The sequence below is a fragment of the Pseudoalteromonas sp. SG44-17 genome (assembly GCF_014164235.1).
In the GTDB taxonomy this organism is placed as follows: Bacteria; Pseudomonadota; Gammaproteobacteria; order Enterobacterales; family Alteromonadaceae; genus Pseudoalteromonas; species Pseudoalteromonas rhizosphaerae.
In genome coordinates this window covers 15,984-29,149 of the sequence record NZ_JACJEV010000032.1, presented here as the reverse complement: position 1 = coordinate 29,149, position 13,166 = coordinate 15,984, and the positions used below count along the sequence as shown (strand labels likewise).

General features: G+C 40.5%; 12 protein-coding genes. 5 read left to right on the top strand and 7 right to left on the bottom strand.

The window, feature by feature from the left end; genetic code table 11:
- The first annotated feature begins 10 nt into the window (after positions 1-10).
- Together tsaB and H5182_RS17940 are read left to right on the top strand one after the other, a co-directional pair.
- A complete protein-coding gene (gene tsaB / locus H5182_RS17945) occupies positions 11-721 on the top strand; it encodes a tRNA (adenosine(37)-N6)-threonylcarbamoyltransferase complex dimerization subunit type 1 TsaB (protein ID WP_182718779.1) in 711 nt (236 codons plus the stop codon).
- A 75-nt stretch (positions 722-796) separates the two neighbouring features.
- Positions 797-1,126, top strand: a complete 330-nt coding sequence (locus H5182_RS17940; RefSeq protein WP_149980212.1) for a hypothetical protein — start codon at positions 797-799, stop codon at positions 1,124-1,126.
- A gap of 168 nt (positions 1,127-1,294) precedes the next feature.
- On the opposite strand, the gene H5182_RS17935 is transcribed toward H5182_RS17940, so the two are convergent.
- Positions 1,295-2,584, bottom strand: a complete 1,290-nt coding sequence (locus H5182_RS17935; RefSeq protein WP_182734183.1) for an alkaline phosphatase — start codon at positions 2,582-2,584, stop codon at positions 1,295-1,297.
- Between the two features lie 100 nt (positions 2,585-2,684).
- On the opposite strand from H5182_RS17935, the gene H5182_RS17930 reads away from it, so the two are divergent.
- From H5182_RS17930 to rnd, 3 genes are all read left to right on the top strand, one after another.
- The gene (locus H5182_RS17930) at positions 2,685-3,536 is read left to right on the top strand and encodes an alpha/beta fold hydrolase (RefSeq protein WP_182732280.1); all 852 of its coding nucleotides are present in this window, start codon (positions 2,685-2,687) and stop codon (positions 3,534-3,536) included.
- Between the two features lie 120 nt (positions 3,537-3,656).
- Positions 3,657-5,309 (top strand): long-chain-fatty-acid--CoA ligase FadD, encoded by a 1,653-nt coding sequence (fadD, locus tag H5182_RS17925; RefSeq protein WP_145235691.1) that lies wholly within the window; start codon positions 3,657-3,659, stop codon positions 5,307-5,309.
- Between the two features lie 49 nt (positions 5,310-5,358).
- The gene (rnd, locus tag H5182_RS17920) at positions 5,359-6,489 is read left to right on the top strand and encodes a ribonuclease D (RefSeq protein WP_182760405.1); all 1,131 of its coding nucleotides are present in this window, start codon (positions 5,359-5,361) and stop codon (positions 6,487-6,489) included.
- Positions 6,490-6,757: 268 nt separating this feature from the next.
- On the opposite strand, the gene H5182_RS17915 is transcribed toward rnd, so the two are convergent.
- From H5182_RS17915 to H5182_RS17890, 6 genes are all read right to left on the bottom strand, one after another.
- Entirely contained in the window at positions 6,758-7,630 is an 873-nt protein-coding gene (locus H5182_RS17915) for a sugar phosphate isomerase/epimerase (protein ID WP_182760404.1), read from the bottom strand.
- A gap of 74 nt (positions 7,631-7,704) precedes the next feature.
- A complete protein-coding gene (locus H5182_RS17910; RefSeq protein WP_145235681.1) occupies positions 7,705-8,466 on the bottom strand; it encodes a gluconate 2-dehydrogenase subunit 3 family protein in 762 nt (253 codons plus the stop codon).
- Between the two features lies 1 nt (position 8,467).
- Positions 8,468-10,147, bottom strand: coding sequence for a GMC family oxidoreductase (locus H5182_RS17905; protein WP_145235678.1), 1,680 nt, complete (start codon positions 10,145-10,147; stop codon positions 8,468-8,470).
- Positions 10,148-10,149: 2 nt separating this feature from the next.
- Positions 10,150-10,842 carry a DUF1080 domain-containing protein gene (locus H5182_RS17900; RefSeq protein ID WP_145235673.1) on the bottom strand — a complete coding sequence of 231 codons (693 nt, stop codon included), beginning with the start codon at positions 10,840-10,842 and terminating at the stop codon, positions 10,150-10,152.
- A gap of 37 nt (positions 10,843-10,879) precedes the next feature.
- Complete coding sequence (locus H5182_RS17895; RefSeq protein WP_145235670.1) at positions 10,880-12,094, bottom strand: sugar MFS transporter; 1,215 nt, start codon at positions 12,092-12,094, stop codon at positions 10,880-10,882.
- A gap of 18 nt (positions 12,095-12,112) precedes the next feature.
- On the bottom strand, positions 12,113-13,165 hold the full coding sequence (locus tag H5182_RS17890; protein WP_182732278.1) for a sugar phosphate isomerase/epimerase: 1,053 nt from the start codon (positions 13,163-13,165) through the stop codon (positions 12,113-12,115).
- Position 13,166 lies beyond the last annotated feature (1 nt).

The window sequence follows — 13,166 nt, the reverse complement described above, 5'->3', positions numbered from 1 at the left end:
AATAATTACCATGAATAACGCAATCAGTACTAGTGATATTAATCTATTAGCATTTGACGCTTCTACCGAAGCATTGTCTTTAGTGCTCAATTATAATGGTCAGTTATTTCACCATTTTGAAGTATGCCCGCAACAGCATAGTCAAAAAATCTTACCGTTGGTTGATCAGTTGTTAGCTAAGGCAAATTGCCGTTTAACTGATTTAGATGTTATTGGTTTTGGCCAAGGCCCAGGTAGTTTCACTGGCGTGCGTATTAGTGTCGCCATTGCGCAAGGCTTAGCTTATGCATGTAAACTGCCACTAGTTGGTGTGTCAACGCTGCAAATGATGGCGCAGCAAGCTTATCAACAAACCGGTGAAAAAAGCGTATTTAGTGCTATTGATGCGCGTATGGGAGAAATATATTTTGCCCATTACAGACTCAGTGATAATGGTGTGATGACCTTACAAGGTGACGAACAAGTATTAAAACCCGCATTATTATCTCTTGCAGACGAACCAGGGATTGCAGTGGGCACTGGCTGGCAAACATACCCTGAGGCACTGGCAGATAACCCACAAATTGCTATCAATAACGACATCATATTACCTGATGCCGGTTTTATGTTGGCTACAATTAGCGATGATTTCAGTGCGCAACGTACGGTCAGTGCTGCGCAAGCTCAACCTAAATATGTACGTGATACAGTAACCTGGAAAAAATTACCTGGACGCGAATAAACTGATTAATAAAGCAACTTGCAAGGTTATTAAATTTGGCACATAATTTAATAACCTAAGTAACGAGACGCAACTTTGAATCTACCTATTGGCTCAGGGTTTTACTCGGGAGACATACCCGGTAAAATTACCTCAAGACAGATCAACACTAATAAACCTCAGGGGTTATTGGAGCAATCTGCTGCTGATAATAAACAGTCTGCGGAGTTTGTTAAATCAAGCCAAGCAGGTATTGCGCTGGCTGATAAGTTACAAAGTGACACTGCCCAACCTAGTTACCGACAAACGATTTATGACCAGCCGACAGCCAAAGTAAGTCGTGCTATTTCAACCTACACCGAGTTTGCTAATTTAGAACGCCGAGCTGAAGTACAAAACTTAATTGGTGTGGACATCTACGCTTAACAATTAGACAGTAATTTAACTCTGTGTTGATGTGCCAGTATTTGGCAAAAGTTTACCTCCAGCTGTGATTAAAAAAGCCCAGATACATTATGACTGGGCTTTTTATAATTAACCTTTAATGTTGCAGTTAGCCTCTACCCTAAGGAAAAGCAACATGCCAGTTAAACGTTACTGCTGTTCAATAAAGCCGATCAGTTTATCTGCAATATCAGTATTGTTTTGTGAGCCGATAAATTTATCAGCACCTTTACCATAGGCAAATACTTGTACATCAATAGCAGTGTGACCGCCGGTAGTCCAACCGGTGAAGCTGGCTCTACTGATAATATCTTTAATGGCAAGATTAAGTGGTTTATCGCCTAGTTTTTTTGCTTGTTCAAGCTTGATCTGGTTTTCGGGAGTGTATTCTATATTCGTGTTAGCAGTCCAAATGGCTTTTAAATCATTAGACTCAGACATTAATTTAGTTAATTTAACGGCTGTGGCTTTCACGCCTTTTACTACCTCGGTTTCCCATTTATATTGCCCATGCGCACCTAATGTTAAACCACCTGTTGAGTGATCTGCGGTGATCACCAATAAGGTATCCGGGTTTTTATCAACGTACGCTTTTGCTTGCTCGATTGATTTAGCAAAATCATCCATTTCCGCCATTGCACAGGCAATATCATTGGCATGGCCACACCAATCAATTTGGCTACCTTCGATCATCACAAAAAAGCCATTTTTGTTATTTTCATCAAGTAACTCAAGCGCTTTATTGGTCATTTGTGCTAAGCGTGTTGGGTTATTATCTAACGCAAAGTCAAGCCCAACTGGAGCAAATAATCCCAGCGCAGGAATTTGCTTAATATCTTTTAACGCACTAAAGTCATCACTGTATTGATAGCCCGCTTGCTTAAATTCTGCAACTAAATTACGGTCTTCGCGGATGTAATATTTAGTACCGCCACCGAGCATTAAATCAACGGGAAGTTTTCCGGCAATTTTATTATCAATATAATCATTGGCAATTTCATCGTAATTACGACGAGATTCATTATGTGCAGCGAAGCTTGCAGGCGTGGCATGATTGATTTGTGAGGTTGCAACTAATGCGGTGATCATGCCTTTTTGTTTGGCAATTTCGAGCATTGTTTTTACCGGTTTTTTATCGGTATCAACTGCAATTGCACCATTATAGCTTTTATGGCCTGAGCTCAAAGCAGTTGCGCCAGCAGCACTGTCAGTTACATAAGTATGGTCGTCAGGGTAAGTATGTGCCATGCCTTTAAGGATTGTATCAAACACCGTGCCTTCTATTTCTTTGGTAGACGGATCATCTTTAAAGTAGCGATATGCTGTAGTATAAGCGGGGCCCATGCCATCACCAATCATATAAATTATGTTTTTTGGTGCTTGCTCTGCGTATGCACTTGCTGAGCATAATAATGCCAAGAGGCTTATTTGTTTCTTCATCTTTGTACCCTGTTTATTATGTAGTGCCATTGTATACGCAATGTAGTATAAATAAATGTCTTTTACGTTAAACAAACTAAAAACAAAGGGGAATTACGCAGTGCATCCATTTTCAGTTCAAAGTGGCGCATTAACACTTCATGGCCTAACATTTGGGCAAGGAAAAGAGGTTGTCATTGCATTACATGGTTGGCTTGATAATTGTCATAGTTTTTTACCCATGTTAGAACATAACACCTTAACTGCAACTTGGTATTGTGTGGACTTTCCTGGACATGGTTTATCAGATTGGCGTGGAAGCGATGCACACTATTATTTCATTGATTACATTGATGATATTTATAACTTAATCGAGCAACTTGGGGTTAATAAAGTACACTTGGTTGGTCATTCTATGGGCGCAATGGCCGCTGGTCTTTTTGCCAGCTGTTTTCCTGATAAAGTAAATACGGTCACTATGATAGAAGGACTGGGAGTTGTCACAACACCCAGTAAAAAAGTGGTCGAGCAGCTTAGAAATGCAATTTTGAATCGACGTCGTGTAAATAAAAAAGCACCCCGACAGTACGAGTCAAAACAAATAATACACCAAGCACGGGCGGTACAAAGTGACTTACCTTTGGATTTAATAGCACTTTTGATGGACAGAAATATACGAGAAACTGAACAAGGATGGCTGCTAAGAACTGATCCAAAGCTTAAAAATCATTCAGGTTTTAGATTTGATGAGCAACAATGCATAGCGGTAATAAGCGAAATAAATGTGCCGTGCCAATTAATTCTAGGCAGTGAAGGGTATCAATTTATTAGTGATAATTTAGATAAATATGCTAATTATTACAAAAGCTTAATAGTAAATGAAGTTGAAGGTGGCCACCACTGTCATATGCAAAGCCCTGAGCAGTGTTTACAGCAGATTCATGCCTTTATGCTGCAAACTGGTGCATGTTAATTGTATATTTGCACAAAATGTGGGAATATTTGCGAATTAGAGTGATTGCTCAATTGTGAAATTGCCTTACTTAGTTTAAGGTTTAATAAAAATAAATTATAAATAGAACAGGAGCTAAGAGTGGACAAAATTTGGCTGAAGCGCTACCCAGAGGGTATGCCTGAAACAATCGATCCTGAGCACTACAACTCGTTGTTAGAAGTGTTTGAAAAAAGCTTCACTGACTACAAAGACTTGCCTGCTTTTACCAATATGGGTAAAACATTGAGCTATGATGAAATAGACCAAGCAACAAAACGTGTTGCTGTGTATATTCAAAAAGAGCTGGGATTGAAAAAAGGCGATAAAGTGGCTGTAATGATGCCAAATTTATTACAAACACCTGTTTCAATACTCGGTATTTTACGTGCCGGTTGTGTCGTAGTTAACGTTAATCCGCTTTACACTGTGCGTGAGCTTGAACATCAATTAAATGATTCAGAAACATCAGCGATTTTTATACTGGCTAACTTTGCAGACACGCTTGAAAAAGCATTGCCGCACACTAAAGTAAAACACATCGTAGTTACCCAAGTGGGTGATATGGTGGGTGGCTTTAAAAAGCACTTGGTTAACTTTGTTGTTAAGCATATTAAAAAAATGGTGCCAAGCTATTCATTGCCTAACCCCATTAAGTTTGAAGCCTTACTTGCAGCGAACGAAAAAGATTACATTAAACCTGAAGTGTGTTTATCTGATATTGCTTTTTTACAATATACCGGTGGCACAACGGGTGTCTCTAAAGGTGCAATGCTGACCCATGGCAATATGGTAGGTAACTTAGAGCAGGTTTCTGGTTGCTTAGATCAAGTGTTAGAACGTGGCAAAGAAGTTGTTGTCACTGCTTTACCGCTTTATCATATCTTTGCACTAACAGCGAACTGCTTAACGTTTATGAAGTATGGCGGATTAAATTTATTGATCACTAATCCGCGTGATATGAAAGGCTTTGTGAAAGAATTAGGCCAACATAAATTCACCGCGATCACGGGTGTAAATACATTATTTAATGGTTTGTTGAACACACCGGGTTTTGCCGAGCTTGATTTTTCAAGTTTGAAAATGTCCCTTGGTGGTGGTATGGCTGTACAGCGACCTGTTGCTGAAAAATGGCAAAAGATCACCAGTAGCAAATTAATGGAAGGGTATGGTTTAACTGAGTGTTCGCCATTAGTTACTGTCAGTCCTTATGATCTAGATTCATACAATGGTTCGATTGGTTTACCTGCACCTAATACTGAGATCAAGTTGATGTTAGATAATGGTGAAGAAGCAGCCAAAGGTGAGCCGGGCGAATTATGGGTTAAAGGTCCACAAGTGATGGTTGGTTATTATAATCGTCCTGATGCAACGGCTGAGTGTTTGCAAGATGGTTGGTTTGCCACAGGGGATATAGCCACTTATGACGATGAAGGATTCTTTTATATTGTTGACCGTAAAAAAGATATGATCATCGTATCTGGCTTTAATGTGTTCCCAAATGAGATCGAAGAAGTGATTGCAATGCATGAAGGTGTTTTAGAAGCAGCAGCAATTGGTATCCCTCATGATGTTAGCGGCGAACAAGTTAAAGTTTTTATTGTTAAAAAAGACCCATCTTTGACTGAAAAAGATATAATAAAACACTGTCGTGATAATTTAACTAATTACAAGGTCCCAAAACTGGTTGAGTTTAGGGATGAATTGCCAAAAACAAACGTTGGCAAAATACTCAGACGAGCCTTGAAAGATTAGCAAGCTAAAAAAGCCGACATATGTCGGCTTTTTTATTGTAGGAGATTAAGTGCAATATCAATTGATCCAAACCCAAAATCAATTAAATGAGTTTGTAGAGCAGATCCGTAACAAACCCATCTTAGCAATTGATACAGAATTTATGCGTCGTCGTACTTTGTATCCTGAAGTTGCCCTTATTCAAGTTTATGACGGCGAACATTTAGCATTAATCGATCCGCTAGCCGAGCTATCATTGTTTGATTTTTGGCAGATTTTACGTGATCCTGCGGTGTTAAAAGTCTTGCATTCACCGTCGGAAGATATTGAAGTATTTCAAAAATACGCAGGCTTCGTACCAGCTCCCTTATTTGATAGCCAGTTTGCCTTGCAATTATTAGGCAATGGCAACTGCATGGGCTTTGCTCATATGGTAAAAAATTTACTCGATATTGAAATCGACAAAAGCGAATCACGGACCAATTGGTTACAGCGTCCGCTAACAATTAAACAACTCGATTACGCTGCTGCTGATGTATTTCATTTATTACCGTGCTTTAAAATTATTATTGAACAAATCAACGACGCTGGTTTCTTTGATATTGTAATCAATGAAAGTGAGTTGATTGCACAAAAACGGGCTTATCAAACACCGGATGAACATCTGTATCGAGACATTAAAAATGCTTGGCAATTAAAACCTGCGGATCTTGCTGTATTAAGAGAGCTTGCGGCTTGGCGTCGTAACAAAGCGATACGCAAAAATTTAGCGCTTAACTTTGTATTAAAAGAGCATTGCTTGGTTGAATTGGCAAAACGCAAACCAATGAGTTTAACTGCAATGCGTAATGTGCCAGAAGTCGATAGCATCGAAGTTAACCGCTCGGGCGTTGAAATCTTAAAGTGTATTGAAAAAGCTAAAGTGATCCCTGTTGCAGATTTTCCTGAGCCACTAAGACGACTTATTGACTTTCCAAGTTATAAAAAAGTAGCCAAAGAAATTAAACAAAAAATCACTGCAGTTGCTAAAAAACAGGCCATTCCAGAAGATGTGTTTGCATCTAAAAAGCAAATTAACCAGTTGATCAGTTGGAATTGGAAGTTAACCAGCGCTGAGCGTGAACAGACTCCAAAGCCCGATTTACTTAACTCATGGCGTTATGAATACTTAAAAGACACACTGAAAGAGTGGGATGTATAATTATTAAGAGTTCATAGGGACTAAGATAGCTAATGTACTATTGTTAGTCCCTACTGTTTGTGTCAGAGGGTGTAATACTAATCGACTTAAATATTTAACCATTCTAGCGAGCTAAATAAAGCGCTAACTGCGTTATAATTTTTCAATTAGAACAATTACATGTCAAAATTTATGCCTTGTTATCACTGTATTTATCTGTCGCTATAAATGGTCAGTAACTTAACACGATTGGTATAATAAGTTATTTTATCAATGATGTAGGTTTACTTTATTCGCCCATTTTAGCGAGGATCTTATCTAAATTAACTTTAGATTTAGCCACGCTTTGCATTGGTGTTAACCCATTCGGGTATTCTTCTTGCTCTACGACTAGCCATTGAGTGGCGCCATCAACAATCAATGTTTCTATTATTTTTTGCCATGGATAATCATTTTCACCTAATATAGGACTTAAGCCATCGTTAGGATGGGTGCGAACTTTTAAGTGGGTTGCCAGGGTTCGTCCTGGGTATTTTTTAATGAAATATTCAGGATCTTTTCCTGCATAATGTACCCAACCTATATCAAGCTGCAGTGGCAGGGTATATGGCGTATTACTGGCAATAGCGTCCCAGTATGTCGCGTTTTGGAATTGATTAAACTCCTTATTATGGTTGTGAAAACCGATGTGCATAGCATAGCGCTGAGCGATTTCATTAACCTGAGTGAGTTGTTCGGTCAGAGAAATGATTCCTTGTGGCTGCCAAGCTCTTTCATCCCAAGGTACAAATAAAATCGAAACACCAAGGGTTTTATAAAACAATAATGTGTCTGCTAAGGTGTCATCCGTTAAGGAATCAAAGCCGATATGTGCGCTACTAGCGACTAAATTTAGCTTCGCGAGTTTGTCCTTCAGTGCACTTGGATTGTTCTTATAAGGCCCAAAGTCACCTGCAAATTCCACACCTTGAAAGCCCATATCAGCAATAGATGAAAGGGTGCCATCAAAATCCGCTTTTAAGGCATCTTTAACAGACCAAAGCTGAACACTAACGGGGAGTAGTTGTTTGCTTGTTTTTGCATAGATAGACAGCGAGTTTAAAACACAAAAAATAAACAGAATTGAAATAACATAATTAAATAATGATTTGATTTTGAACATAAAAAACACCTAGGAGGAAAAGCAGGGAATTGCTCCCTGCTTAGGGCTGGGCTAGCTAAAAAAATAACTTAGCGTTAACTGGCAACTGAATCTTGATAAGCATACTCGGTCAAACCCAGTTCAGCTAAAACGCTATCTAAATGGGCTTTTGCTTCGTCAGTAGGTCCTGGGTAATCGCCTGCAATAGGCACATTGCCTAAATAGCCAATATCTTTACAACCTTGCGGTGTACAAAAGTAGGCACCAAGTACAAGGTTTTTAAAGCGTAAAAAAGCATTACCAATGCGTTGAAACTGCGCAGGGGTTTCATCATCAAAATAAGCAATATCATTTAAGATGGCTGTTTGTTGCTCTTTTTTCAATGCGACAAATGGTGCTTTATAACGCAGCACAGCCTCATCATCGATCCATGCTAATCCGTGTAAAATAGTAACGCGGTCTTTTTGTTGACCGTTATAAGGTGAGCTTACCCACTCATCAATCACACTCGGTACATTTACCTCAGTTGCACTTGGGTTGTTACCTTCGCTAGGCACGATATAATCGGCTAACACCGCAACTAAATTTAATTGTGCTTGAGTTAATGTCAATGGCCAAGGTGATTGTGGTGGCATAACCATATTGGGATCAGTGCCATAACCTTTAGCTGTTATAGGTTGTAAATCTAAGTCAGGCCAATGTCCTTTATCACTAATTTTCTCTTCTAACGCTTTACTACACCCTGCTGAAAGTGATACGGCGGAACCTGCGGCTAATAAACCAAGCCACTTTAACGATTCACGACGTGTCATGCCGGAAATATATTTGTATGAGTCAACACGATCTTCATTATGCATGTTACAGCGCTCCTTGTTCTATTTGTTTGGCTATCCAGGTTGAATTACGCATTGCCAATGTCATGATGGTTAATGTGCAATTTTTATGTGGATTAGAGGCAAATACCCCTGCATCCATCACAAATAAGTTGTCGCAATCCCATGTTTGGCCCCATTGATTGGTCACTGAATCCTTTGCTGAGCTACCCATGCGAGTGGTGCCTACTTCATGAATGATCTCGCCACCTTTTGAAATTGCTTTTTCAGCAGCAGGTAATTTGCCCACAGTAGCTCCTAGATTTTCAAGGATCTGTTTCGCTGTTTTTAAGCCGTGCTCAATTTGTTTTAGCTCACGATCTGACCATTTGAAATGAAATTTCGAAACCGGAATGCCCCATTTATCTTTAACATTTTCATCAATTTCCATGTAGGTATCATCGTTGGGGAGCATTTCTCCGCGCAGCGCAAAGCCAACATAAGATCCATAGGCATCACGAACTTGTTGTTTTAGTTCAATACCATAACCACGTTTATCGCCAGAGACTCCAGAGCCAGGTTGATTAAAACCGCTACTGATCTCAAAGTGATAACCACGAGGAAAATCAAGCTCACCTTTGGCATGTGCTTTGTGTCCCCACCAAGGAATAAATAAATGGTTCCCAGTGTGGCCATCTTCGTTATAACGTGGGCGACCTTTTAATGCTGGAACTTGCGCACCAAGCCAAGCACCGGTTGAATCCATTAAGTTACGACCTACTTGGCCACTTGAGTTAGCTAAACCTTTGGGATGCTTGGCGTGTTTTGAATTTAGCAAAATACGTGCGGATTCGCAGGCACTAGCGGCAAGGATCACGATATCTGCTGTTAGTGTTTTTTCAGCTACGGTTTGCTTATCTATATAAGTAACACCCGTTACTTTACCGTCATCATTAACAGCCACTGATTTAACCATTGCATCAGTAATTATTTCTAAATTCCCAGTTGCTTTTGCCATAGGTAATAATGAGGTTGTAGTTTGAAACGCCGCGCCGATTGAGCAACCATGGCCACAAGGTGTTGCATAAAAGCATGCCATACGATCATCTTTTGGCCGAGTTAATACTGCTCTGTGCATAGGCACGGCTGCGATACCCAGTTTTTTCGCACTGGCAGCAATAAGTAACTCAGGAATTCGCGGCGTTGGTGGTGGCTGTAATACCCCAGGTGCAGATGGCGGCATATCATCAAGGCCGGTATTGGTGCCGCAAATACCCACTAGTTCTTCCGTGATGTCGTACCATGGTGCGATATCATCATAAGTGAAAGGCCAATCTGCGCCGTTGCCATCTTGGCTCTTACCTTTAAAATCATGTTCACTAAAGCGTAATGAGTAACGTCCCCAGTGATTAGTTCTTCCACCTAGCATGCGCGCACGCCACCAGTAAAAATCAGTGCCTTTGGCGTTACTGTAAGGCTCATCAGGAACTTGCCAGCCACCATCGACGGTTGCATCGTAAAAGCCAAAGTTTTTGTCTTTATTTCCTGCGCCCATTAAAGGAGCTTCACTGTTACGGCGAAACATTGGGCTTTCTTTTTTTGGATCGTAATCACGCCCCGCTTCAAGTAATAATACTTTATGGCCTAGTTTAGTTAAGGTATAAGCGGCCATTGCGCCACCTGCGCCGGAGCCAACAACCAGTACTTTATGATCAAATGTAGACATGCTTATAGTTCCTTAATTTTTATATTTTTAAACCACACTTTGTCACCATGGTCTTGAAGACCTATATGTCCTTGCTCTGCCGCAGCAAAGTTACTCCAAGTAGCAAATTTGCTATTTGCGACAAGGGTATTCCATGTTGTGCTGCCGATTACTATGCTTAATGTACTTATGCCATTTTGCCAAACCTGCAAGTGTTTATCTTGCATACGAATACGAACACTATTCCAATTATTGGCTGGTTTATGCGCTGTTGTCGGGGCTGCAAACAGATCGTAAAGAGAGCCAGCCAAGTGTGAGTCTATTTTGTTATCTGGGTGCTCTTCGTTATCAATTATTTGAATTTCAGGGGCGTGAGAATAAATCATACTGCCAGTTTCATCTGCCAGCACAAAAATACCGCTATTCCCTTTAGTTGAAATTTTCCAATCTATTTGTAAATCAAAATTGCGATAGACTTTTTTCGTGAGTATGTCGCCGCCGCCTTTAGTGAGTAACATTGCGCCATTGTCTATGGTCCATTTTGGGCTGAGTGTCTCACTTTTAAAATTGCGCCAGTGCGACATATCTTTGCCATCGAACAGTAATTGCCAGCCAGCTGATTGTTCTTCTTTAGAAAGTTGGTTATCGGGTGTCTTAGCAAAAGCACTGCTACTAAAAGCCAGTGCAATTGACAACATCGAGATTGATTTAAGCATATAATACCCCTTATTTTTTGTGTGTTACTTGTTATGACTAAACGTATTTCTCAACGTTTTTATTTTTTGTTATAAACAGATGAAGACCAATAAATACAATGATCAGTACAATCGGAAAAACCAGTAGATTTTGTAATACAGCTTGTCCTGCGAGCACTTCAACTTGTTCTACACTGACACTAGTTGTTTGTGCTTGTGTTCGCGCATTATCAATCCAATGGCCTATGACGGGGTTCCAGATACTCATTGCAAACATGCCAGCTCCACCAATTAACGACATGCCAAGTGCACCTGTTTTTGGGGCATACTCAGCGACACAACCGATCATGGTTGGCCAAAAATAAGTAACGCCAACGGCAAATAGTGCTGCGGCAAGGTAGATGGTATTACCTTGCGCTTGGCTCATTAAAAATATCCCTAGTGTTGAAAAAATGGCTGAGCCCAGTAGGACACCCGATGGACTAAAGCGGTGCACAATCGGGCCCGCAAAAAACCGACCTAATGCCATCAATCCGGTGATCAAAGCTAAAATAACCATAGGCGAAGCGCCTGACGAGCCAAGGATTTGCTCAATCCATTGCTGTGTGCCAAATTCGGTGACTGCTGTCAGTGTCATGCAAATAATGAGAAACAAATACAGCGGCGAGAGTAAGTGTTTTAAGTTGCTGGTGGTTGAATTTTGCTGTGTATCAAACTGTGGAAATTTCGCTTTAAGCATCATCACACCATAAATAATGGTGGGCACAAGGATCAGCGAAACTTGCCATTGCCAGCTGAAGCCAGCGGATGTCATTGCATTTGAAGCTAATGCACCAATTACGATCCCGCCAGGAAACCAAACATGAAAGCGGTTTAACATAGTGGTGGTGTTTTTAGGATACATTTGGGCGATCAGTGGATTACAACCGGCTTCAACCGATCCATTGGCAAAGCCAATTAAAAAGGTAGAGATCAATAATCCCCAAAAACCATCTGCAGTGATAGTTAAAATAAGTCCGCCTAGGTGGCAAATAAACGCTAATGCAACCAACTTTTTAGCACCAATCGCGTTATAAATGATGCCCCCGAGCATGGTTGCAACCGGAAACCCTAAAAATGCCATGGCATTTACCCAGCCTAGCTGTGTACCAGTGAGGCCGAACTGCTCGCCTAGTTGTCCTAAAACGCCAGCCCTTATTGCGAAAGTCATTGATGTGACAATTAATGCAATGCAGCAAAGCCGAAAAATAATACGATTATTGTTGTTATTCATTGTGTGTGACCCTGTTTATTAAATACCTAATATCCGCTTATTTCGCTGATCATTTGTGTCCATTGCGCTAAAGTCATCAAATGCTTTAGCCGTAGGGCGGATCAAATGCTCTTTTATAAATTGTGCGCCTTCTTTCGCCCCATCTTCAGGATGTTTAATGCAACACTCCCACTCTAGAACTGCCCAGCCATCAAAACCATATTGCGTTAATTTGCTGAAGATACTTTTGAAATCAATTTGGCCATCACCTAAGGAGCGAAACCGACCAGGGCGGTCTTGCCAATCTTGATAGCCACCATAAATACCGCTGCGACCATTTGGATTAAACTCTGCATCTTTGACGTGAAATGCTTTAATACGATGGTGATAAATATCAATAAATGATAAGTAATCAAGTTGTTGTAAGATGAAATGGCTGGGATCATAAAGAATATTTACCCGAGGATGATTATTTGTCGCAGCTAAAAAGCGCTCAAACGTTACGCCATCATGTAAATCTTCCCCTGGGTGAAGTTCATAGCAAACATCCACATCCATTTCATCAAAGTAGTTGAGGATTGGTAGCCAGCGTTTCGCAAGTTCTTGGAATCCTTGCTCTACCAGTCCTTTTGGACGCTGCGGCCAAGGATAAAAAGTATGCCAAAGTAGTGCTCCTGAAAAAGTCACATGGCTTTTCAAGCCCAAATTTTTACTGGCTTTAGCGGCCATCATTAACTGATTGATGGCCCATTTCGTTCTGGCTATAGGGTCACCGCGTAGTGCTTGAGGGGCAAAATTGTCAAACATTTCATCATAAGCCGGATGAACGGCTACGAGCTGCCCTTGTAAATGAGTTGATAACTCTGAAATTGTAAGCCCTGCCTGTGCAGCAATACTAGTCACTTCATCGCAATAATCTTGGCTTTGGGCTGCTTTTTCTAAATCGAAAATACGAGAATTTGCAGTCGGTAGCTGAATTGCTTTGTAGCCTAAATTTGCTGCCCACTGACAAATAGTGGCAAAGCTGTTGAAAGGAGCTTCATCGCTGATGAATTGTGCTAAGAAGATCGCTGGACCTTTAATTTGTTTCATT